Below are 22,049 nucleotides of genomic sequence, written 5' to 3'. Positions count from 1 at the left end.
CGGTGTTCCTCGGCACCCGCTCCGGGACGTCCAGCCGCGACCGGTCCCAGCACATCACATAACGCACGCAGTCCGTCACTGTTCGTCGCGAATTGACGTGATCGGAACACTGACGTCCGGTTGCCCGTACGGGCCGTAGCGCTCCCGGGGGCGACGCTCCTCGGCCCGCCTCAGACCAAGCGGACCGGCTTCTCCGGGCGGATGCCGAGGGCCGAGAGCCAGTCCCGCAGCGGCTCCGGGTTCCCCTCCTCGACCAGGCACAGCACGCGCGGCGCCAGGTCGGAACGGCGTTCGCCGCCCACCAGCAGGACCGGCCCGTCCAGCCAGTCCAGCCCAGGGGTAGCCCTGGCCGAGTCCACGGCCGCGCAGCACACCATCGCCGTGACGTGGTCGGCCAGCAGGTCCCGGCCGCTGCGCGGCGGCTGGAGCGGGAACAGCGGGACGGTGTCCGTCCCGCGCGCCTTCCCGGCCCCGGCGGCCGGTCCGGCGGCCCGCTCCTCGCGGGCCAGCTCACCGGTGATCCGGCCGGCCAGCGCCTCACCGGCCGCACCCTCGCCGCCCAGGTCGGTGAGGTAGCCCAACACCCGCTCCAGGGTGGGCCCGGCGAAGGCGTCCGCGGTGGGTGGGGGCGAGTCGGCGGCCGCGAGCGTGGCGGGACCCGCCGCTCCGGCCGCTCCGGCCGCTCCCGAGGAACCCGAAGCACCCGAGGAACCGGGGCGGGCCGCGGCCCCGGCAGAGCCGCTCGGCGCGGCAGGGGTCGCGGGAGCGGCCCCTGGGGCCGACGCGGCCGGGGCGGGGGAGCCCGAAGGGCCCCCGGGCAGCCCCGCCGGGACGGCCAGGGCGTCCAACGCCGCGTGCAGGCGGGCCGCCTCCGTCCGCCACTTGCGGTCCACGACCTCCTCCGGATACGCCGCCCAGTCCACCGGGGACCAGTCCGGCCCGGCCTCGGCCGGCCCTCCGTGGAAGAGCCGTGCAGCCAACAGGGAGGTCGCCTCGTCGATCAGCCCGGGCTGATCCAACAGGTCGCAGGCGGGGCGCTCGCCCAGCCGCGAGGTGAACCCCTCGGCCAGCCGGTCCCGCCGGGAGAGCTCGGTCAGTGCGGAGACCACCCCGGCGTCGAGGTGCGCGGGCCAGCGACCCATCCGCCAGGCGGGGAGCGCGACCCGGGTCAGCAGCCGGTCCCAGCCCGCGTAGGCCAGGCCGACCTGCTCCTGGGCGACGATGCGCAGCCCGTAGTCCACTCCCTGTGCACGCTCCGAGGCGGCCGCGGCCACCCCGCGCTCCATTTCGGCGGCGTCCGTCCGGCACAGCCGCAGCAGCAGCCGGGCCGGCGGGGCGATCCAGCCGAGGCCGCGCCGACCGCCCACGTCCACGGCCGCGTCCAGGCCGCGCACGAAGCCGCGCGCGTCGGCTATGTCCGGGTGCGCGGAAGGGCCCGTACCGGCGACGACGGGCGCGAGGACCGCCCGTAGCTCAGCGACCCGCATCCACCACAGGAAGGGCGAGCCGATCACCAGCACCGGGGCCGCGCCCGGCTCGGACTCCGGCCCGACGGCTCCGGGCGCGGCGCCGAAGACGCGGGCCGCGCCGCGGCGGTGGGCCGCGTGGCTCCGGTCCTCCAGCCAGCTGTCGCAGTCCGGCGTCAGGGCTATGGCGGAGGGCGGCGGCACGTCCATCCGGTCGGCCAGGTCCCGCACCAGCCGGTAGAGATCGGGCGCGGCGGCCTCCGAGAGGGGCACCGTCGGCGTCACGGCGGGGCTCGCCCGCAGCACCACCGCGGCGAAGGCACCGCCGACGAGCAGCACGATCGCGGCGAGCACGCACACGACGAGGGTCACCGCGGGCCAGGGATCACCGGCCAGCCGGCCCGTCGCCCTGGCGGCCACCAGGACCACCGCGAGGGCGGCGGGCAGCAGCGCGGCCGCCAAGGCCCTGCTGCGCACGCGCAGCACGGCCAGGGCGCGGGAACGCGCGGACGGTGCACCCGCTTCCATGATCGAACCTGTTCCGGACACGGCCGGACCTCACCCCCTCTGCCCTGCGGCGACGTTGCTCACTCCCCCACTGTGACACCCGCCACTGACATCGCAATGCCGGTGGGCCAAGTGCCGGAATGCTTGGCATCGCACCCTAGTTGGGGCACGCGCGGGAGTCAGGCAGACCGGAGGACGATCACCCGATGGAATGGCTTTGGGTAAAGCTGGCTGCGTTCGAACGCGGCCGGATGCAGTCGCACGCGGACACGCCCGCGGGCCCGGGCGCACGAGGTGCACACCGGGCCCGCGGGTCTGCGGAGCTGCTGGTCAGCGGCCCTCGGCCGCCTTGGCGGCAATATCCGTACGGTGCTGCGAGCCGTCGAGACGGATCCGCGCCACCGCCTTATACGCCTTCTCTCGCGCCTGCGCCAGGTCGGAACCGGTCGCCGTCACCGACAGCACTCGGCCGCCCGCGCTGACCACCGCGTCGCCCTCGTGCCGCGTCCCGGCGTGCAGCACGTAGGCGTCCGGCCCGTCCTCGGCGGCCACCTCGGCCAGGCCCTCGATCGGGTCCCCGGTGCGGGGGGTCTCGGGGTAGTTGTGGGAGGCGATGACCACCGTGACGGCCGCATCCTCGCGCCAGACCAGCGGGGGCACGGCGTCCAGGGTGCCCTTGGCGGCGCCCAGCAGCACGCCGGCGAGCGGCGTGCGCAACCGGGCCAAGACCACCTGGGTCTCGGGGTCGCCGAAGCGCGCGTTGAACTCGATGACGCGGGTACCGCGGCTGGTGATCGCAAGGCCCGCGTAGAGCAGCCCGGAGAAGGGGGTGCCGCGGCGGCGGAGCTCGTCGACGGTCGGCTGGAGGACCAGCTCCATGACCTCGTCGACCAGCTTCGGGTCGGCCCAGGGCAGCGGGGAGTACGCGCCCATGCCGCCGGTGTTGGGGCCCTCGTCGCCGTCCAGGGCGCGCTTGAAGTCCTGCGCCGGCTGGAGCGGGACCACGGTGACGCCGTCGGTGATGGCGAAGAGGGAGACCTCGGGCCCGTCGAGGTACTCCTCGATGACCACCCGGTCGCAGCCGAGCGCGTGCGCGCGGGCGGCGGCCAGGTCCTCGGTGACCACGACGCCCTTGCCGGCGGCGAGGCCGTCGTCCTTGACGACGTACGGGGCGCCGAAGGCGTCGAGGGCCTCGTCCACCTCTTCGGGCGTGGTGCAGACGTAGCTGCGCGCGGTCGGGACCCCGGCCGCGGCCATCACGTCCTTGGCGAAGGCCTTGGAGCCTTCGAGCTGCGCCGCCTCGGCCGACGGGCCGAAGACGGGGATCCCGGCGGCACGCACGGCGTCGGCGACGCCGGCGACCAGCGGGGCCTCCGGGCCGACGACGACCAGGTCGGCTTCGAGTTCGGTGGCCAGAGCGGCGACGGCAGCGCCGTCGAGGGCATCGACCGGGCGGAGCTCGGCCACCTCGGCGATGCCGGCGTTGCCGGGAGCGCAGTACAGCGCGGAGACGGCGGAGTCGAGGGACAGAGAGCGGCACAGGGCGTGTTCGCGGGCGCCGCCGCCGATGACGAGGACCTTCACGCTGCTCAGCCTAGCCGGGACCGAGCGGTCGCCTTCGTGCGGCCACCCAATCAGGACCCGGCTACTCGTTTGTGTATTCCTCCACAACGGTGGCTCCGAGCTCGCGCACGATCAGGTCGTGCCCGGTCAGGGCGCTCTCGACGAGGTCGGGATCGTCCTCCTCCGCGAAGTCGTCCTCGGGGGCGACGGGCGGGGGCGCCTGCTGTACGGGGGGCTGCGGGGCGGGAGCCGACTGCTGGGGCGGCTGCTGCGGCGCGTACGGCGCGGCGGTCGGGGCCTGCGGGGCGGGGGCCTGCTGCTGAGCCGGGGCCGGCGGCGGGTTGTAGGCGGGGGCGGGCGCGGCCGGGGCCCCGTACGAGGAGCCGTACGAGGAGGTCGGGACCGGGGCCGGGGCTCCGCCGCCGATGACGGCCTCGATCTTCCAGTTGACCTGGAACTGCTCGGCCAGGACCGCCTTCAGGACGTCCTCGCTGCCGCTGCTGGCGAAGTTGTCGCGGGCCCCGACATTGGGGAAGCCCAGCTGGAGGGTGGTCCCGTCGAAGCCGGTGACCTGGGCGTTCTGGCTGAGCAGGATCCAGGTGAAGCGACGGCGGTTCTTGACGGCCTCCAACACGCCGGGCCACATCGCCTGCACCTGCCCGGCGCCGGCGGCCATGCCGGGGGAGGGCGCGGGGGCCGCGGCGGCCGGGGCGGGGGTGGCGGCCGGGGCGGCGGGAGCGGGGGCCGGGGCGGACGCGGCCGCGCTGGGCCAGGCACCCGCGGCGGCCGCCGGCGCCGTTCCGGGCCAGGCACCGGGCGCGCCGCTCCCGGGCTGCGCGGCGCCCGGCCAGGCGCCGGGGGCGGGAGCGGGGGCCGGGGTCGGTGCGGGAGCGGCAGCGGCAGCGGGCGCCGGCGCGGCCTGGACGGGCTCGGGAGCCCGTACCGGAGCAGGTGCGGGAGCGGGAGCGGCGGCGCGCGCGGCGGCCGCACCCCCACCGGGACCGGCGGGCGCCATGGAATGCGCCTCGGGCCCGGGCACGTAGCCCATGGCGGGCGCGGTGGCCGGCGGCGCGGCGAACGCCGCAGCGGCGGGCGGGCCGCTGCGCTCCAGCCGGTCGAGCCGGGCCTGGAAGGACCGCTCGTCGTCGAAGGCGGCGGGCAGCAGCACCCGGGCGCAGATCAGCTCCAGCTGCAGCCGCGGCGAGGTCGCGCCCCGCATCTCGGTGAGCCCGGCGTTGACCAGGTCGGCGGCGCGCGACAGCTCGGCGGCCCCGAACACGGACGCCTGGGCCTGCATCCGCTCCACCACATCGGCGGGGGCGTCGATCAACCCCTTCTCCCCGGCGTCCGGCACGGCGGCCAGGATCACCAGGTCGCGCAGCCGCTCCAGCAGGTCGGCGACGAACCGGCGCGGGTCGTTCCCGCCCTCGACGACCCGGTCGACGACCTCGAAGGCGGCCGCCCCGTCCCCGGCGGCGAAGGCGTCGACGACGGAGTCGAGCAGCGAGCCGTCGGTGTAGCCGAGCAACGAAGTGGCCATGGCATACGTCACACCGTCGTCGGTCGCGCCGGCGAGGAGCTGGTCCATGACGGACATCGAGTCGCGCACGGACCCGGCGCCGGCACGCACGACCAGCGGCAGCACGCCGTCCTCGACCTTGGCGCCCTCGCGCCCGCAGACGTCACCCAGGTACTCCCGCAGGGTGCCGGGCGGCACGAGCCGGAAGGGATAGTGGTGCGTCCTGGACCGGATGGTCCCGATCACCTTCTCCGGCTCCGTCGTGGCGAAGATGAACTTGAGGTGCTCCGGCGGCTCCTCGACCACCTTCAGCAGGGCGTTGAAGCCCGCCGAGGTGACCATGTGGGCCTCGTCGATGATGTAGATCTTGTAGCGGCTGGAAGCCGGCCCGAAGAAGGCCTTCTCGCGCAGGTCACGGGCGTCGTCCACACCACCGTGCGAGGCGGCGTCGATCTCGATGACGTCGATGGACCCCGGCCCGTTCCTGGCCAGGTCCCGGCAGGACTGGCACTCCCCGCAGGGGGTGGGGGTGGGACCCTGCTCACAGTTCAGACACCGGGCGAGGATGCGCGCGCTGGTCGTCTTGCCGCAGCCGCGCGGCCCGCTGAACAGGTACGCGTGATTGACCCGGTTGTTCCGCAGGGCCTGCATCAGCGGGGCAGTGACATGCTCCTGCCCGATGACCTCGGCGAACGACTCGGGGCGATAGCGGCGGTACAGCGCAAGGGACGACACGTATACGAGGTTATCCGGGCCCACCGACATCAGCGGCCCGCCGAAGCCCTTCCGGCGCCTCCCGCACGGCGCCCGTAACGCAAAGCGCCCCCCACGCACCCGCCAGAGCCCACTTACCCTTGCTGCCTTCCGGCCCTGGGGGAGTTGGGTGAGATAGCGCCACGTGAGGGGCTGGCCCCACCCTAGCGGATGGAGGGCCCCGGAATCGAGCCGGACCCCGACCTGCCCTCGGCCCGACGATCACGTTCGCGAGCACCCCTCAACGTCTTGTATTGTTTGCCGCGGAGGATTCGCCTAGTGGCCTAGGGCGCACGCTTGGAAAGCGTGTTGGGGGCAACCCCTCACGAGTTCGAATCTCGTATCCTCCGCACTCGCCCGCCAGGGCAGCCGAAGGACCCGACCGCATAGCGGTCGGGTCCTTCGTCGTTCCGCGGTTGCAGTTTTGGTTGCAGTTGCTCCCTGGCATCCCGAGGGCTCGAATCGGCCGCCATACCTCTGCGGGGTCTGCTGGTGGCTTCAGCGAGGCCCGCCGGCATCAGCTGGGGATCAGGGAACCGACGTATCGGTGGGAGCGATCCAGTGAACAAGCCCGGCCTGGTCCCGGCCATCGAGCAGGCGATCGGCGTCCTGGAACCCGTCTACCGCGGCAAGGCGGACGAGTCGGACCTGTACGAGGCATCCCTGCTCGTCGTGTGCATCGATGCCGCTAGGGCGGCGGGCCGAAGGCCGAACCACGCTCCTCATGCAGGACGGCACGAGCCCGGCTATCGCGCTGCGCTTCCGCCGGTCCCCCGGCAGGCTGTGGTCCGGCGATTCCACCCGCGCGGTGGTGAGCTTCACGGACACACAAAAGAAGCTGGAGATCCACCTGGGCGTGTACGTGGCGGCCACCACGTCGAAGGTGGCGCATGAGTGCGACGTCGCGGTTCTGGACCACCAGGAGGCCGAGCGGAGCCGCCGGGCCATGGTCCACCCCCGGGGCAAGGGGCTCGTCGCCGCGATCGAGGCGAAGCACTACGGCACCTCACCCGGCCTCGGGATCGGCCGCGGGTTCTCGGGACTGGCAAAGGAGATGGGCGGCAAGAAGTGCTCGCTGGTCTTCCCATCGCAGAGCTCCACCACTCGGCGCTCTGATCGCCAGAAGGGACAGCGAGGCATACCCCCGGTTGCTTCCAGGGACGACGGCCGCTGACCGGCTTCGCGCCAAGCTCGACCAGGCCATCCGCAACTGGAAGGACCAGCTGTAGGGGCGCGGCGCCGGTCTGCGCATGGCGCAGGGCGCCAGCGGAGTTCCCACTGGCGCCTTCCAAGACGACCCGGTGTACCGTCCCGACGAAGGCGTCCGTCGTCACCAGTCGTCGGTGTCCCCGTACTTCCCCGGGTGCTGGGCGCGGTCCACAGCCTGTGCGCAGGCGTCAGCGAACGCGGCCTTCACGGCCGCCTCGTCGGTGCCACGAACATGCGCCTCGACTTCCTCCCCGGCTCCCGGCCGCCGGACCGTGCGCCACGCCGACGGGCGGTCGGTACAGGCGTCGGTCTCGACCTTCAGTACGCTCCGCGGCAAGTCGGCCATATTTTCGATTCATTTGGCCCGAACATGCCCGCTAGTGCCCCGGCGCCCGCCCCGCCACGTCCGTAACGCCCCGGTCGACGATGGCCACGGATGTCACCGGCGTTCCCGCCTTCCCCCATGCGCTGTCCTTGAGGAGCACGGTCCGCTCGCCCAACAGGCGCAGGCCTTCCTTGTCGAAGATCCATTCGGTTCGCTCCCCGTTGTGAACGCGGGCAACCGCAACACCCGTCCGCCCGGCAGCATCCGTCGCCTCGGGAACCAGCACAACGCCGGGGATCCGGGCGGCAGCACGATAGAGAGCAGCACTCACGGCAGGCGGAGCCTCCACGGTCCGCAGCAGGTCACCGATCGCTACGAATGCTTCCTGATCTGGGCCGGTGGTGGATTCGGAGTCGGCCCCGTGGTTGAGGCGGGTGTCCGCGTAGATCACCTCCAACAGACGATCAGGGTCAGTCGGAAGGGTCTCAAGGAAGCGATAGGTAGGGCCGTTGATGCTGGCCTTGTCCTTGCCTCGCACCGGATCCGTCGTGGTGCCCCTCGCGTTACGGGTGAGCGTGCCGACCGCCCCGTCCACAGACACCCAGTGCTCAGCAGATTCGTCCGTTCGGGCTGCCTCCATTCCTCCGTTCTTGGTCTCGGACAGAGACGTGGAGTGCCCCCTGGTCTTCGTGTACAGAAACTGACCGTCCCGGACGGTTGGAGCGGGTGCCGCCTGCGCCGCCAGAGCCACGCGATCCAGAAGCTGTACGGCCGCCGGCTCCGTCCGAGCAACGGTTGGGCGCTTCTCTGAACCGTCTACACCGAAGGCGACGGCAACGGCGACGGCAACGGCACACGTCGCGGCACCCAGCACTAGGACCAAGGTCCGGGGGCGTCGGGACCTCGCGCTGGCGACGTGCCCGTTCCCAGCTGTTTCGCGCATCAGGTGCTCCTTGATCCGGTGATGTCCGTGGAACGGCAGCTCGGTTTCGGAGAGGCCGGGAAGGCTCCGGATGATCTCCGCGCGCTCGAACGGATCGAGTCGTGTGTTGTCGGGGGAGTTCACAGATTCCCCTTCCGTGCGACTGAAGACGCGGGGGCGCACCTGGAAGCCGGAGCGGCCTCGAGATAGGCGGCAGTGAGTTTGCGTAGACGGGCACGGGCACGGGCACGGGAGAGCCGGGAACGCACGGTACCGACGGGCACGCCACACGCCTGTGCAACTTCGTCGTGACTGAGGCCGGACCAGACGGATAGAAGGAGGGCCTCGCGATCCGTACGCCGTAGTCGGCTCAGGACGGCAAGGGCGGCAGCGGCCTCGGCCGCGTCTGCGATGCGGGACACGACAGCCTCCGCCAAGTCGGGGACGGTATCGGGTGGCGGAAGACGGGCTATCGCATCGCCGTGACGACGCGCAGCCCGGCGGGTGTTCCGCAGGACGTTGGTGGCGATTCCGAAAAGCCATGCCCGATGGCTCGTGACGCCTTCAAGCGCTTCACGTAACCGCCACGCCTCGAGAAAAGTGAGGGAGACGATGTCCTCGGCCTCCGCGCGATCGCCGGTCATGCGGGCGGCGTACGCGTAGACCGACCGGGCGTGTGCGTCGTAGATTTCCGCGAACAGTTGGTGGTCCACACTGGATAGTGTCCGCGCGCCTCACCCCGTTGCATGTGACCCTCGTCACACGCTCAAGGGTGGCGCCACCCGACGTCCTCCAGGCAAAGGTTCATCAGGCTGGCGCGAGCTTCTTGGGCCCGAGTCCCAGCACGTGCACTTCGCGCAAGTCGGGGCGGTAAACAGCGCTCACCAAGGGCCGCTTGCCGCCCTCCTTGATCGCCACGGAATGCGCGGGTTCGATTCCCGACCACGCTGGCCCCTGGGCGCCGACCAAGCGGCACACCATGGTTCGTGGTTGCGTTTACTTCGGACCTTTACCTACGAGTCCTTACGGCGCCCTCGGACGGGCCAGACACATGCCCGTGACGGGCCCCGGCCGGCGTTCAGTTCGGCGCAACTACGATCACCGCTCATGGACTGGCTGGAGCGGACCGCGACACTGCGGCAGTGGACCAAGGGCGGGGCTCGCGCTCCGCACAAGCCGCTGCTCTTCCTCTACGCCCTCGGCCGGTTCCAGCAGGACGCGGACGGCGAGCTGATCTACAGCGCCGTGGAAGAGGAGCTACAGCGGCTGCTGGCCGAGTACGGTCCGCCCAACAAGACGACGCCCGCCTACCCCTTCCACCATCTGACCAGCGACGGGGTCTGGGAAGTGCGCACCCGAGACGGACTCGGCAGTCCTGGCAGCGCGGTGCGCGAGCTGCGGGCGACGGGGGCCGCGGGGCGGCTGGCGCCGGAGCTGCGGACGGCGCTGCGGCGGGAGCCGTCGCTGCTGGGCCGGATGGCGCGCGTACTGCTGGACCTGCACTTCCCGCCCTCCCTGCACGGCGAGCTGTGCGAAGCGACGGGACTGGAGCTGGAGCCGGCGGAGACCGGGCGGCCGTCGCCAGCGCGCCGGTCGAGGGACCGGCGGATGCGGGAGCTGGTGCTGACGGCCTACGAGTACCAGTGCGCCTTCTGCGGTTACGACGGCCGGATCGGCGCGGTTCCGGTCGGGCTGGAGGCCGCACACGTGCGCTGGTGGGCGTTCGGCGGCCCGGACGACGTCGACAACGGCCTGTGCCTGTGCTCACTGCACCACAAACTCTTCGACAAGGGCGTCCTCGGTGTGGGTGACGGCCACCGCATCCTCGTCTCGCAGCGCTTCGTCGGGCACAGCCCCGCGGCCCGCGAGCACGTCATAGCCCTCGCCGGCCGCCCCCTCATCGGTCCGCAGCCGGGCGTCCGCCCGGTGGCGGCGCACCACCGCTCTTGGCACACCAGCCAGGTCTTCCACGGAACCCCGCGTCCCGGCGCAGATGTTCCGCGAAGTCGATCTCACGAGGACTCACGCAACCGCCCGCAGATCGGCCCTCGTACTTCCACGGGTTGAGCAGGAGCGCGCCGGTCCGGGCCGGGTGCTAGGCGCTCCCGGCTCCGACGGCCACCCGGCGCAGGGCGTAGTTCAGGGGCCGGACCGCCGGTCGCCGCACAATGGCCGGATGACGGACGAGGTGTTTCTGATACCGGCTCGGCCGACCGCCACGGCCGGGCTGCTCGCCGAGGCAGCCGCGCGCCGGGGGATGGCCGTGCGGGCCCTCGGCCCCGGCTTCGGCGAACTGGCCGGCCGGGCCGTGCACTGGTGCGGTGGTCCGCACGCCGCCGCGCGGGTGGCCGGCGCGCTCGGGCTGGGGCTGCTGGAGCCGCCCGACGACTGGCTCACGCGGCTGCCCGAGCGGTTCACGGGCCGCCGGATCGAGCTGACCACCCTGGGCCGGGCGGCGCGGGAGCTGACCGGATCCGGGCGGCCGGCGTTCGTGAAGCCGCCGCGCGAGAAGTCCTTCCCGCCCGCCGTGTACGGGCCCGGCTCGCCGCTGCCCCGGTCCCTGCCCGCCGCCACCCCCGTGCTGGTCTCGGAGGTGGTGGACTTCGCCGCCGAGTACCGGCTGTTCCTGCTCGACGGGGAGGTCGTCGCCGGGAGCCGGTACGCCGTCCATGGGCACCTGGACCCCGCTCCCCTCGACGAGGACGCGCGCGGGGCGGACGTACGCGGCTTCGCGGCCGCGCTGCTCGCCGCGACCGGCACCGGGCTGCCCAGCGCCGTCACCGTCGACGTCGGCCTCGTCGGAGCGACGGGCCGGTACGCCGTGGTCGAGGCCAACATGCCGTGGTTCTCCAACAGTTACGCCGCCCGGCCCGAGGCCGTCCTGGACGTGGTGCTGCGCGCGGCCGGGCCGCTGCACCGCGTCCGCGCCGCCGACCTGCCCCACGTGACCCCGTAGGAGGAGTCCGTGGGCCGCCCTCCCCCGCTCCCGTTCAGCCCGTGAAGCCGAGGGCCAGGGCCACGACCGCCGGGGCCGCGTAGATCACCGGGAAGGCAACGTGGGCGTAGGACTTCGCCCGCAGCACCGTGATCACGGCGCCCGCGAAGTACAGGGCGACCCCGATCGCCGCCGCGATGCCGATCGCGGGGACGAAGACGCCCACCGCCAGGCCCGCCGCGCCGGCCGCCTTCGCGGTGGCGAGCCGGGTCCACCACGAGCGCGGAACCCCGTACTCGACCAGCGGCTCCACGACCCACTTCGCCTCGAAGAACATCGAAGCCGCCGAGAATCCGACCATGAACGCGCCGACCAGGGCGAAGACAACAGCAGTGGTGGACATCCGAGCTCCCCTCGGGCGGGCGCCGGTGCGGACTCGCTCCGGTCTGTTCCCCGCCTGCTTCACTCCACTGACCCGCCCCGCCGCACCGATGTGACAGGCCGCGCGAAAAAGTCTCGCCCGCGCTCAGGGGCTGCCGGGGACGTAGACGTCGAGGGCGGGGAAGCAAACGGCGTTGTCCGCGCTGCAGATCTCCCGGTCGCCCGGCGAGAGCTGGCGGGTGGGGCGTTCGTACGTGAGCAGGCTCAGCGTCCGGCCCGAGGCGAAGACGGCCGTGGCGTCGCGGACCGGGCCCGTGCCGGGGCTCTGCGGCCCGCGTCCGACGTACGCGTACGGGGCGTGGCCGCCGTCCACGACGGCGAAGTAGACCGTGGGCCCCGCGTGGTACGTGACGCCCTCGGTCACCAGCCGGATCCCGATCCGCGCCCAGGACTTCGGCAAGGGGTTGCAGGTGGTGCTCGCGCGGGCATCGCGCACCACGGCCAGGCAGTAGTTCCCGTCGTCGGGCATCCAGGCGAGCTCGCCCGCGTCGCCGGCCGGTTCGCGGTGGATCACGATGACGGATCCGTCGTCCGGAACACGGGCGTCCGAGCCCGCGCGGGCGGCCTCCAGCAGGGCTCCGTCGGCGGCCGTGACCTTCGCGTCCCCGACCGGCTGCGCGGGCCCGGACGGCCCGGACGCCCGCGGCGGCTGGGACACCGTCGGGGATGGTGCCGGTGCCGGTGGCGCCGACGTCACGGGCACCGGTGCGGGCTGCGCCGGGACCGCGGGCGGCGAGAGCGCCGGCGCGGACGGCAGGGTGCACGCGGCCGTCGCGAGGATGGCCAGTCCGCATCCCGCAGCAGCGAGCATCGTCGCGCGTCTCATGGAAATCCGCCCCCGTGTAGCTCGAACCCGTGTGCCGGGGGCAGTCTGCCGTGTCGCCGGGTCCGGCGACACGGCGGGGACGTCGCTCAGCCGAAGCTCGGCATCTCACCCACTGTTGTCGACATGTCGATCACGGCGAAAGCGGCGCCCTGCGGGTCCGTGACCGCCGCGAACCGGCCGAACGGGCTGTCCATCGGGCCGAAGTGCAGCTTCCCGCCGTGCTTCTGGGTCTTCGACACCGCCTCGTCGCAGTCCGGCACCCCGAAGTAGACCTGGATGTAAGGCGGCACTTCCGGCGGGAAGTCGTCGTCCATCTTCATCCGGCCCAGCACCGGGTTCCCGGCGCCTTCGACGCTGAAGACCTTGAAGTCCATGCCAGCCATCTCGGGGTCCTCGCCCGGATCCATCTGCTGAGCGCCGTAGGGGAAGACCTTCGGCAGGAAGGCGTCCGCCTTGGCCGGGTCCCGGGTGAAGACCTCCGCCCACGCGTACGATCCCGACTCGCCCATCTTCTCGAAGCCCTTGTGCTCGCCCGGCTGCCAGACGCCGAAGACCGCACCGCTCGGCTCCTTCGCGATCAGCATCGTGCCGAAGGCGCCCACCTGCATCGGGCCCATCAGCACCTCGCCGCCATTGGTCCTCACCTTCTCGGCGGTGGCCGCCGCGTCGGGCGAAGCGAAGTACAGACACCACTGGGAGGGTGCGTCGGCCCCCGGCATCGGCGGGACCACGGCCGCGACGGCCTTGCCGTCGGAGTAGGCCTGCGTGTAGTTGCCGTACTCGCTGCTGGCCTCGCCGAAGGTCCAGCCCAGCACGTCCGCGTAGAAAGTCTTGGCCCCCTCCACGTCGGCGAACATCGCGTCCACCCAGCACGGAGCGCCTTCGGAGAACTCGGACATGATCGATCGACTCCTCGTCTCGTACCTGTCGTCGTCGTAGACGGTCGTACTCACGCTAGGCGCGCGGTGCGGCGACCGCGCGGGGAGCGCGCCCAGGCGGGACGCTGGAGCCATGGACAAGGACATCACCATCCGGCTGGCACAGCAGCCGGAGGCCGACGCGCTGCTCGGCCGGAGCCCGCTCGCCGCACTCGTCGGAATGCTGCTGGACCAGCAGGTGCCGATGGAGTGGGCGTTCTCGGGGCCCTGGACGATCGCCCAGCGGCTGGGCGGCGACGATCTCGACGCGCACGCCATCGCCGCGTACGACCCGGAGGCCTTCGCGGCCCTGCTCTCCGAGAAGCCCGCCGTCCACCGGTATCCGGGATCGATGGCGACGCGCGTCCAGCAGTTGTGCGCGTACCTCGTCGAGCACTACGACGGGAACGCCGAGGCGGTCTGGGCCGACGCCGCGACGGGTCAGGAGCTGCTGAAACGCCTCAAGGCGCTGCCGGGCTTCGGGGAGCAGAAGGCGCAGATCTTCCTCGCCCTGCTGGGCAAGCGGTTCGGCGTGCGTCCGACGGGCTGGCGGGAGGCCGCGGGCGGCTACGGCCAGGCGAACGTCTACCGTTCCGCAGCCGACATCACGGGACCGGAGTCCCTGGCCAAGGTGCGGGCGCACAAGCAGGAGATGAAGGCCTCCGCAAAGGCCACGAAGGCCGCAAAGGCTACGAAGGCCGCGAGGGCCACCGGGGCCGCGGGCGGCTCCTGATCCCGGGCCACCGAATTGACCGGCCGCACAGGCCGTTGATTGACCCCTGATTCCGGTCGCTCAAGATCGTAGATTGGTGGACATGACAGAGATCGCGACCCGCGCCGCCACCGCCGAAGCCATCCAGGATGCCCCCGGCAGCCTCATCACCCTGCTCACCGACACCGCTGAACTCACCTGCAACACCGCCACCTTCGACGAGGGAGCGGCGGGTGCCCCGGTGCACTTCCACACCAAGGCCACCGAGTTCTTCCACGTCACCGCCGGCCGGCTCGACATCCTCGTCGACGACGAGATCCACACCCTGGGCGCCGGCGACTTCATCGCGGTCCCGCCGGGCGTGAAGCACGCCTTCGCCCCCGCCGCCGGCCACACCGCCGCCGTCTTCGTCGGCTTCACCCCCGGCATGGGCCGCTTCGACTACTACCGGCTCCTCGGCCGGGTCAACGCGGGCGAGGCCACCGTGCAGGACATCAAGGACAGCTCGGCGACCTACGACAACCACTACGCGGAGAGCCCCGTCTGGAGCGGCCGCCGCCGCAGCGCGGAGCCGTAGACCACGTCCGCGTCGAGGCGGCGCAGTTCCTCCGCGATCAGTTCGGCGCCGCTGCGGATCTTCAGTGCCACCCTCCGGTCGGGGCTCTCCGGCAGGCTCAAGGTGGCCAACACGCCCGCGGGCCGGTCCACCCGAATCTCCCCGCCCGCGGTCTGCAGGCTGACCCCGGTGATCACCGGACCCTCGGTCGCCACCCGCGCCACCGGCACCCCCAGCCGGTCCTCCAACCAGCGCGCCAGCAGCTCCGCGCTCGCGTTGTCGGGCTCGCTCTCCACCGCCGCGCCGGTCACCGGCAGCGGCTTCTGGTCCAGGGCCGCGGCCAGCAGCGAGCGCCACGGCGTGAGGCGGGTCCAGGCCAGGTCGGTGTCGCCGGGCTGGTAGCCGGCGGCCCGCTCGTCGAGCACGCCGACCGGGTCGAAGGCGGCGGCCGCGTCCGTGATCCGGCGCTGTGCGAGCGCGCCCAGCGGATCCCGCGCCAGGTCGGTGGGCGCGTCGGCCGGCCACCAAGCCACCACGGGTGCATCCGGCAGGAGCAGCGGGAGGACGACCGAGCCGGCGTGCTCGGTCAACGCCCCGTGCAGGCGCAGCAGCACGATCTCGCCGGTCCCGGCGTCGGAACCGACCCGCAGTTCGGCGTCGACCCGGTTCGCACGGAGCTTGTGCGGGCCGCGCGAGGACCGCCTGATCACCGCGATGATGCGGCAGGGATGTTCGCGCGAGGCCTCGGAGGCCGCGCGCACGGCGTCGTAGGCGTTCTCCTCGTCGGTGGCGAGGAGGAGGGTCAGCACCAGCCCCATGGTCGGGCTGCCTATCGCCCGGCGGGCTTCGAGCAGCGCCCGGTTGACCTTGCTGGACGTGGTGTCGGTGAGTTCGGTCCGCATGCACCGAGTCTGTCACCGCGTCACCGGCGCCTGCGCGCCGTCCCGAAGATAGAGCGCGAGATCTCCCGGCCCAACTGTGTCCCGATCGACCGGGCCAGCGAGCGGAACAGCCCGCTCCCCACCACCTGCTCGGCCAGCGAGGGATCCGGCTTCGGGGCGCTGCGCGCGGCCCGCGCGGCCGCTTCCTGCGCCTCCTCGTCCTGCTTCTCGGCCTCGGCGGCGGCCGCGGCGGCCTCCGCCCGCGCCTCCGCGGCGGCCTGTTCGGCGCTGATCTTCTCGTACGCCGACTCGCGGTCGACCGGCTCCGCGTAGCGCGACCAGAGCAAGGAGGACTTCACGGCCTGCTCCAGGTCCGCCGCCGCGATCGGCCCCATCAGCGACTGCGGGGCCCGCAGCCGGGTCGCCGCGACCGGGGTGGGGGCGCCGTTCTCGCTGAGCACGGTGACGACCGCCTCGCCGGTCCCCAGCCCGGTGAGCAGTTCCTCCAGGTCGTACGCGGAGCGGGGGAAGGTCTTCACGGTCGCCTTCAGCGCCTTGGCGTCGTCGGGGGTGAAGGCGCGCAGCGCGTGCTGCACCCGGTTGCCGAGCTGGGCGAGGACGTCCGACGGCACGTCCTTGGGGGTCTGGGTGACGAAGAAGACGCCGACGCCCTTGGAGCGGATGAGCCGGACCGTCTGGGTGATGGCCGCGAGGAAGGCCTTCGAAGCCCCGTTGAAGAGCAGGTGCGCCTCGTCGAAGAAGAAGACGAGTTTGGGCTTCTCCAGGTCGCCGACCTCCGGCAGGTCGTCGTAGAGGTCGGCGAGCAGCCACATCAGGAAGGTGGAAAAGAGCTGCGGCTTGTCCTGGGCCGCCGGGAGTTCCAGTACGGAGACCAGTCCGCGCCCGTCGGCGGCCGTCCGCAGGAACTCGCTGGTGTCGAACTCGGGCTCGCCGAAGAACTCCGACGCGCCCTGCTGCTCGAAGGCGGTGAGCGCCCGCAGGATCACCCCTGCCGTCACCGTGGACAGGCCACCGATCCCCTTGAGTTCGGGTTTGCCCTGGTCGGAGACGAGGAAGGCGACGACCGCGCGCAGGTCCTTGAGGTCGATCAGCTCCAGGCCCTTGGTGTCGGCGTAATGGAAGATCAGGCCGAGGGACTGCTCCTGGGTCTGGTTGAGCTGGAGCACCTTCGACATCAGCACCGGGCCGAAGCCGGTGACCGTGGACCGCAGCGGCACCCCCGGGCCGATCCCGCCCAGCGAGTAGAACGCGCAGGGGTATCCGGTGGGCTCCCACGACTGGGCCACGTCCCGGGCCCGTTCGTCGATCCGCTCGCCCGCCGTCCCGGGCGCCGAGATCCCCGAGAGGTCGCCCTTGATGTCCGCGAGGAAGACGGGGACGCCGCCCGCCGAGAGCTGTTCGGCGATGAGCTGGAGCGTCTTGGTCTTGCCGGTTCCGGTGGCTCCGGCGACCAGCCCGTGCCGGTTCAGCATCGCCAGGGGGATGCGGATCTGACGGTCGGGCAGGCAGTCGCCGTCCCAGAGGAGGGCCCCGAGGTCGAGCGCGGGGCCGGTGAACGCGTACCCGGCGGCGATCTCCGCGGACGGGCCCGCCGGGTCCGTCCGGTCCGCCGGAGGGGCGGGGTCGGTGCTCTCGCTCATGATTCACTCCCCAAATAGCAGTGTTCGTCACTTTTGCACCGCCGTCACGAGGCTGCGCCCGCACGCACCGGCCCGGTAGGCTTTCCGTGTGATCTTCAAGCGCATCGGAAGCGGACGGCCCTACCCGGACCACGGCAGGGAAACCACCCGGCAGTGGGCGGACGTCGCGCCGCGCCCGGTCCGGCTCGACCAGCTCGTGACGACCAAGGGCCAGCTGGACCTCGAAACGCTGCTCGCCGAGGACTCCACCTTCTACGGCGACCTGTTCGCGCACGTCGTGAAGTGGCGGGGCGACCTCTACCTGGAGGACGGGCTGCACCGCGCCGTGCGCGCCGCCCTCCAGCAGCGCCAGGTGCTGCACGCGCGCGTCCTCGAGATGGACTGACGACTTCTCCCGGATTGCGCCTTTCGGGTCACCATTGACCTATCAGCAGATCATTTAGTAGGCATCGACACCGGGTCGCACTACGCTGCGCCCATGAGCATGCTCACTCCCCCCGGCATGGGCGGAAAGTACCGCGTCACGGGAGCCGCCTACCCCCGTATGAGTCGTAAGCGGAGCCGTACCCGGATCGTCCTCGCCGTGCTCGGCTCGATCCTTGCGCTGGCCCTGGTCGGCTACGGGGCCCTGCAGCTCATCGACGTGTTCCGGGGCGACAGCCCCAAACGGAACACGGCTGCGGGTGCCAAGGACTGCCCGACGACGCCTCCCGGTGCCGCTGCCAAGGGCGGCCCCGGCGCCGCCTCCACCGCCCCGGCCGCCGCCAAACCGGCGGTCGTGCTCCCCCCGCCCGGGGAGATCACGGTCAACGTCTACAACGCGACACCGCGCGCGGGCCTGGCCAAGGCCGTCGGTGACGAGCTGGCCAAACGCGGCTTCGTGATCGGCCACGTGGGCAACGCCCCGGCCGACTTCGACAAGAAGGTCCCCGGCACGGGGATACTGCTGGGCTCCCCCGCGACCGACAAGGCGGTCTTCGCCGTGCTCGGCACGCAGCTCGCCGGCACCACCCAGCAGACCGACACCCGGGAGACCGCGGACGTCGACCTGATCCTGGGCGACGCCTTCAAGGAGCTGAGTACGAAGGAGGACGCGGACAAGGCGCTGGCCCTCCTGGCCAACCCCGCGCCCGCGCCCAAGAACTGCTGACGCGCCGACGGCGGCGGTCCGGACGCGCCGGACCGCACGTCCGACGTACCGGACCGCACGTCCGACGTACCGGACCGCCGCGCCGTCCTACTCCGCCGAGCCGTCCTACTCCGCCGAGCCGTACATCCGGTCGCCGGCGTCGCCCAGGCCCGGCACGATGTAGCCGTGCTCGTTGAGCCGCTCGTCCACCGCGGCCGTCACCACCGTCACCGGCGTGCCCGCCAGCTCGCGCTCCATGATCTCGACGCCCTCGGGCGCGGCCAGCAGCACCACGGCCGTGACGTCGTCGGCGCCGCGCTTGATCAGCTCCTGGATCGCCGCGACCAGCGTGCCGCCGGTGGCGAGCATCGGGTCGACGACGTAGACCTGGCGACCCGAGAGGTCCTCCGGCATGCGCGTCGCGTACGTGGAGGCCTCCAGGGTCTCCTCGTTGCGGACCATGCCCATGAAGCCCACCTCGGCGGTCGGCAGCAGCCGCACCATGCCGTCGAGCATGCCAAGGCCCGCCCGCAGGATCGGGACGATCAACGGCCGGGGGGCCGAGAGCTTCACGCCCGTGGTCGGGGCGACCGGGGTCTCGATGTCGGCCCGCTCCGTGCGCACGTCCCGGGTGGCCTCGTAGGCGAGCAGGGTCACCAGCTCGTCGGCGAGCCGCCGGAAGGTGGCGGAGTCGGTGCGCTTGTCGCGCAGGGTGGTGAGTTTGTGCGCCACCAAGGGGTGATCGACGACCTGCAAACGCACAACATCCTCCAAAACTCAGCCTGCGACCTGCAAAAACGGTCGCACGACGCGACCTGCACCCAAAAGGCTACGCGCTGACGCGGCTCCATCGCGTCCGAAGCGACGGCCGGGCCCGCCGCGTCCCTGCGGATGCGACCCGCGCGGACGCCCAGCAGGCTGGACGGATGAGCAACACACCGGTGATCGCGGCCGTCGACGGGTCGGACCACAGCCTGCGGGCCCTGGAGTGGGCGCGGAAGGAGGCCGTCCGGCACGACTGCGGGCTGCTGGTCGCCCATGTACTGCCCGATCACGCCCAGTTGTACGCCGGGCGCCGGGCCTCGCTGCACGACGCCTCCGAACCGGAGGAGATCCCCGACCCCGTGCGCGACTGGGTCCGGTCCCTGCTCGGCGCCGGCGGCCCCGGGCTGCCCGAGGGAGTCGCGTACGAGGCCCTGGAGGGCTCCGTGCCCGAGGCGCTGCGCGTGATCGGCTCGCAGGCCCGGATGCTGGTGATGGGATCCCGGGGCCACGGCGGCTTCGCCAGCCTGCTGCTCGGCTCCAGCAGCCGGGCCGTGGCCAGCACGGCCGCGTGCCCGGTGGTCGTGGTCCCGCACGCGGAGCGCGGCGCCGCGGACGCCGAGGCCGAGGCCGCCGGCGACGCCACCGGCGACGCCGACGCGGGCGCGGGCGCCGAGCAGTCGGCCGGGCGGGTGGTGCTCGGGCTACACGCCGCCGAGACGCCCGAGGACGTACTGACCTTCGCGTTCACCGAGGCCGCCGTGCGGGGGACCACCGTCCAGGTGGTCTCCGCGTACGCCATCCCGCCCTCGCCGAACCTGGTGATCGACACCCCCTTCACCGTGATCCCGCCCGAGGGGCTGGCCGACGAGGGGGACGGCGTACCGGCCGAACGGGAGATGCTGCGGTCCCAGACGGAGCGGCTGGCGCCGCTGCGCGAGCGGTTTCCCGACGTCCCCGTCGAACAGGCAGCGGTGCCCGGGGACCCGGCGGGCCGGCTGGTCATCGCCTCCCGCGCGGCGGCACTGGTCGTGGTGGGCCGCCACCACCCGCGGCGCACCGCCATGTCGCTGGCGATCGGCTCGGTGGCCCATGCGGTGCTCCACCACGCGCACGGCCCGGTGGCGGTGGTCCCGACGCTGAAGGACGACGTCTGACCTGCGGCGGGGTGGCATCAAACGAGCCGTCCGGGGGAAGGTGGGTGCAGGGGGGACGACCGACCAGCCAGGTGGTGGCCGATGCCCGACAGGCAGCCGAAGGACGAGGTGCCGGAGACCGCGGCGCAGCGCCGAGCACGCCGCGCGCAGTTCCTGCGCGACCTGATGGAGGCGCGCGAGCTGCGCGATCGCGTCCAGCCCCGCCGCGCCCGAGCGGCCCGTATGCGCCAGCAGATGCGCATGCGCACCTTCCGCTGGTGATCCGGGCCCCGGCACGCCGCGACACGTCCGGGCCGCACCACCCGCCCCACGCCCCTCCCCACGACCCCGCCGCCCCCGCGCCGCAACCCCGTACAGCCCCCGCCGGTGCACGGCGCGGCGCGACGCAAGCGCGGAAGACCTCTCGCAAAGCCGCCGTTTCTGCCACGATGCCGATTGGGCGGGGTACGGACGGCGAGCAGCACGGCCGCTGTGCCCCAACCTCCGGCCGGGGGGACCTCCAACCGGCACGCCTAAGACCAGTGGGAGAGTCACGGTGTATTTCGCCGCACTGCTCGCGCGCACCGAAGACGGGTGGGAAGCGAGCGACATGGAACTCGACGACGTCGAGTCCCTCAGTGATCTGATCGATCTCGCCCGGTCCGCCGCTGTCGACGACGACACGGTGGTCGCCCTCATCGAGCAGGAGGACGCCTGGTTCGGCGTCGTCCGCGTGGACGGCGAGGAGGACCCGCGGTACTTCGTATCGAACGCCTCCGCGGCCGCCCGCAGCTCCTACGGCTCGATGCTGACCAAAGAGCTGCTGGGCAGCGACGAGGAGGACGACGAACTCGACGACCTGGACCTGGACGGCACCGAGGACGGCGAGGAGGATGCCGTCACCGCGTTCGCGGACGATGACGCCGACGAGGACGAGGTGGGTGGGACCGGTGCGGAACCGGTACCAGCCGGTCCGCTCGGTGACCCCCGACTGCTGGATGATCTCGGGGTGACCAACAAACAACTGATGACCCTGGACGGGGACGCGCTCTCGGAGATCGCCGATTCCCTCGGCGCCACCGAGGTCCTGGAGGCCGTCCGCTAGTGCTCCCTGCGAACACCGACGGTCCCGATCCCGTACGGGACCCGTGGCGGGACTCCATGCGCCTGGCGCTCCAGGAGGCCGCCCTGGCGGTGCCGGCCGGCGATGTGCCGGTCGGCGCCGTCGTGCTGGGCCCGGACGGGCAAATCCTCGCCACCGGGTACAACGAACGCGAAGCGACCGGCGACCCCACCGCGCACGCCGAGGTCGTGGCACTGCGCCGGGCGGCCGCCGAACTCGGAGAGTGGCGTCTTCCGGGGTGCACCCTCGTGGTGACCCTGGAGCCGTGCGTCATGTGCGCGGGCGCGCTCGTCCAGTCGCGCGTCGCCCGGGTCGTCTACGGCGCGGACGACGAGAAGGCGGGCGCCGCCGGGTCGCTGTGGGACCTCGTACGGGACCGCAGGCTCAACCACCGTCCCGAGGTGGTCCGGGGCGTCCTGGCCGACGAGTGCGCGCGGCAGCTGACGGACTTCTTCCGCGACCTCTGAGCAGGACCGCAGCTCGGGGCCCGGAGCCGAGGGCCCGGAAAAGGCCTGCTCACGCCGGCCGCGACGCCCCCGGACCTACCGATTTCAGCGGATGGGGTTCCTTAGGCTAGGATCCATCTCGGTAGTGTGTCCGAGTGGCCGAAGGAGCTCGCCTCGAAAGCGAGTATGGGGCAACCCATCGGGGGTTCAAATCCCTCCACTACCGCTTCGATCGAGAGCCCCGCCCCGCAAGGGTCGGG

At 72.4% G+C, this 22,049-nt stretch carries 23 protein-coding genes, 2 tRNA genes and 1 other RNA gene; 13 read left to right on the top strand and 13 right to left on the bottom strand.

Annotated elements, in window-relative coordinates:
- Positions 1-170 precede the first annotated feature (170 nt).
- From OG207_RS22950 to ffs, 4 genes are all read right to left on the bottom strand, one after another.
- Positions 171-1,994 (bottom strand): hypothetical protein, encoded by a 1,824-nt coding sequence (locus OG207_RS22950; protein WP_329100372.1) that lies wholly within the window; start codon positions 1,992-1,994, stop codon positions 171-173.
- Positions 1,995-2,303: 309 nt separating this feature from the next.
- Positions 2,304-3,557, bottom strand: coding sequence for a phosphoribosylamine--glycine ligase (purD, locus tag OG207_RS22945; protein WP_329100370.1), 1,254 nt, complete (start codon positions 3,555-3,557; stop codon positions 2,304-2,306).
- Positions 3,558-3,618: 61 nt separating this feature from the next.
- A complete protein-coding gene (locus OG207_RS22940) occupies positions 3,619-5,790 on the bottom strand; it encodes a DNA polymerase III subunit gamma and tau (protein ID WP_329100368.1) in 2,172 nt (723 codons plus the stop codon).
- Positions 5,791-5,867: 77 nt separating this feature from the next.
- An RNA gene (gene ffs / locus OG207_RS22935) (signal recognition particle sRNA small type) lies at positions 5,868-5,966 on the bottom strand.
- A gap of 107 nt (positions 5,967-6,073) precedes the next feature.
- Between ffs and OG207_RS22930 the strand changes: the two genes are divergently transcribed.
- Together OG207_RS22930 and OG207_RS22925 are read left to right on the top strand one after the other, a co-directional pair.
- Positions 6,074-6,158 (top strand) — tRNA-Ser (locus OG207_RS22930).
- Positions 6,159-6,532: 374 nt separating this feature from the next.
- Positions 6,533-6,982 (top strand): hypothetical protein, encoded by a 450-nt coding sequence (locus tag OG207_RS22925; protein WP_329100366.1) that lies wholly within the window; start codon positions 6,533-6,535, stop codon positions 6,980-6,982.
- A gap of 156 nt (positions 6,983-7,138) precedes the next feature.
- Here the strand turns inward: OG207_RS22925 and OG207_RS22920 are convergent, their stop codons facing one another.
- The 3 genes from OG207_RS22920 to OG207_RS22910 are packed head-to-tail and all read right to left on the bottom strand — an operon-like array spanning position 7,139 to position 8,977.
- Complete coding sequence (locus OG207_RS22920; RefSeq protein ID WP_329100363.1) at positions 7,139-7,363, bottom strand: hypothetical protein; 225 nt, start codon at positions 7,361-7,363, stop codon at positions 7,139-7,141.
- A gap of 31 nt (positions 7,364-7,394) precedes the next feature.
- Positions 7,395-8,408 carry a CU044_5270 family protein gene (locus OG207_RS22915; protein WP_329100361.1) on the bottom strand — a complete coding sequence of 338 codons (1,014 nt, stop codon included), beginning with the start codon at positions 8,406-8,408 and terminating at the stop codon, positions 7,395-7,397.
- Complete coding sequence (locus OG207_RS22910) at positions 8,405-8,977, bottom strand: RNA polymerase sigma factor (protein ID WP_329100359.1); 573 nt, start codon at positions 8,975-8,977, stop codon at positions 8,405-8,407. Before OG207_RS22910 ends, OG207_RS22915 begins: the two co-directional genes overlap by 4 nt.
- A gap of 394 nt (positions 8,978-9,371) precedes the next feature.
- On the opposite strand from OG207_RS22910, the gene OG207_RS22905 reads away from it, so the two are divergent.
- Positions 9,372-10,331 (top strand): phosphorothioated DNA-binding restriction endonuclease, encoded by a 960-nt coding sequence (locus OG207_RS22905; protein WP_329100357.1) that lies wholly within the window; start codon positions 9,372-9,374, stop codon positions 10,329-10,331.
- 109 nt (positions 10,332-10,440) lie between these two features.
- Complete coding sequence (locus OG207_RS22900; protein WP_329100354.1) at positions 10,441-11,220, top strand: ATP-grasp domain-containing protein; 780 nt, start codon at positions 10,441-10,443, stop codon at positions 11,218-11,220.
- 34 nt (positions 11,221-11,254) lie between these two features.
- On the opposite strand, the gene OG207_RS22895 is transcribed toward OG207_RS22900, so the two are convergent.
- The 3 genes from OG207_RS22895 to OG207_RS22885 form a co-directional block, all read right to left on the bottom strand.
- The gene (locus OG207_RS22895) at positions 11,255-11,602 is read right to left on the bottom strand and encodes a DoxX family protein (RefSeq protein ID WP_329100352.1); all 348 of its coding nucleotides are present in this window, start codon (positions 11,600-11,602) and stop codon (positions 11,255-11,257) included.
- 123 nt (positions 11,603-11,725) lie between these two features.
- Positions 11,726-12,298, bottom strand: a complete 573-nt coding sequence (locus OG207_RS22890; protein ID WP_329100350.1) for a hypothetical protein — start codon at positions 12,296-12,298, stop codon at positions 11,726-11,728.
- Between the two features lie 254 nt (positions 12,299-12,552).
- Positions 12,553-13,365 (bottom strand): VOC family protein, encoded by an 813-nt coding sequence (locus OG207_RS22885; protein WP_329100347.1) that lies wholly within the window; start codon positions 13,363-13,365, stop codon positions 12,553-12,555.
- Positions 13,366-13,477: 112 nt separating this feature from the next.
- On the opposite strand from OG207_RS22885, the gene OG207_RS22880 reads away from it, so the two are divergent.
- Together OG207_RS22880 and OG207_RS22875 are read left to right on the top strand one after the other, a co-directional pair.
- A complete protein-coding gene (locus OG207_RS22880; protein WP_329100345.1) occupies positions 13,478-14,116 on the top strand; it encodes an HhH-GPD-type base excision DNA repair protein in 639 nt (212 codons plus the stop codon).
- Between the two features lie 82 nt (positions 14,117-14,198).
- Positions 14,199-14,672, top strand: a complete 474-nt coding sequence (locus OG207_RS22875) for a cupin domain-containing protein (RefSeq protein WP_329100343.1) — start codon at positions 14,199-14,201, stop codon at positions 14,670-14,672.
- On the opposite strand, the gene opcA is transcribed toward OG207_RS22875, so the two are convergent.
- Together opcA and OG207_RS22865 are read right to left on the bottom strand one after the other, a co-directional pair.
- Positions 14,621-15,553, bottom strand: coding sequence for a glucose-6-phosphate dehydrogenase assembly protein OpcA (gene opcA, locus OG207_RS22870; RefSeq protein ID WP_329100340.1), 933 nt, complete (start codon positions 15,551-15,553; stop codon positions 14,621-14,623). The genes OG207_RS22875 and opcA overlap by 52 nt on opposite strands.
- Positions 15,554-15,573: 20 nt before the next feature.
- A complete protein-coding gene (locus OG207_RS22865) occupies positions 15,574-17,193 on the bottom strand; it encodes a helicase HerA-like domain-containing protein (protein WP_329100338.1) in 1,620 nt (539 codons plus the stop codon).
- Between the two features lie 88 nt (positions 17,194-17,281).
- On the opposite strand from OG207_RS22865, the gene OG207_RS22860 reads away from it, so the two are divergent.
- Positions 17,282-17,578: a type II toxin-antitoxin system VapB family antitoxin gene (locus OG207_RS22860; RefSeq protein WP_030010424.1), complete on the top strand. Its 297-nt coding sequence runs from the start codon at positions 17,282-17,284 to the stop codon at positions 17,576-17,578.
- Between the two features lie 93 nt (positions 17,579-17,671).
- Positions 17,672-18,343, top strand: coding sequence for a LytR C-terminal domain-containing protein (locus OG207_RS22855; RefSeq protein WP_329100336.1), 672 nt, complete (start codon positions 17,672-17,674; stop codon positions 18,341-18,343).
- A 105-nt stretch (positions 18,344-18,448) separates the two neighbouring features.
- Here the strand turns inward: OG207_RS22855 and upp are convergent, their stop codons facing one another.
- Complete coding sequence (gene upp / locus OG207_RS22850) at positions 18,449-19,084, bottom strand: uracil phosphoribosyltransferase (protein ID WP_329100334.1); 636 nt, start codon at positions 19,082-19,084, stop codon at positions 18,449-18,451.
- A 164-nt stretch (positions 19,085-19,248) separates the two neighbouring features.
- Here upp and OG207_RS22845 point away from each other — a divergent pair, with 164 nt between their 5' ends.
- The 5 genes from OG207_RS22845 (at position 19,249) to OG207_RS22825 (ending at position 22,015) form a co-directional block, all read left to right on the top strand.
- Positions 19,249-20,241 (top strand): universal stress protein, encoded by a 993-nt coding sequence (locus tag OG207_RS22845; protein WP_329100333.1) that lies wholly within the window; start codon positions 19,249-19,251, stop codon positions 20,239-20,241.
- 81 nt (positions 20,242-20,322) lie between these two features.
- Entirely contained in the window at positions 20,323-20,502 is a 180-nt protein-coding gene (locus OG207_RS22840; RefSeq protein ID WP_030768873.1) for a hypothetical protein, read from the top strand.
- Positions 20,503-20,776: 274 nt separating this feature from the next.
- The gene (locus OG207_RS22835; RefSeq protein WP_329100331.1) at positions 20,777-21,325 is read left to right on the top strand and encodes a tRNA adenosine deaminase-associated protein; all 549 of its coding nucleotides are present in this window, start codon (positions 20,777-20,779) and stop codon (positions 21,323-21,325) included.
- 56 nt (positions 21,326-21,381) lie between these two features.
- Entirely contained in the window at positions 21,382-21,810 is a 429-nt protein-coding gene (gene tadA / locus OG207_RS22830) for a tRNA adenosine(34) deaminase TadA (protein ID WP_329107794.1), read from the top strand.
- Positions 21,811-21,930: 120 nt separating this feature from the next.
- Positions 21,931-22,015: transfer RNA gene (locus tag OG207_RS22825), tRNA-Ser, on the top strand.
- Positions 22,016-22,049 lie beyond the last annotated feature (34 nt).

The sequence above is a fragment of the Streptomyces sp. NBC_01439 genome, assembly GCF_036227605.1.
In the GTDB taxonomy this organism is placed as follows: Bacteria; Actinomycetota; Actinomycetes; order Streptomycetales; family Streptomycetaceae; genus Streptomyces.
The sequence above is the reverse complement of the archived record's forward strand: the minus strand, read 5'-3'. Positions and strand labels throughout refer to the sequence as shown.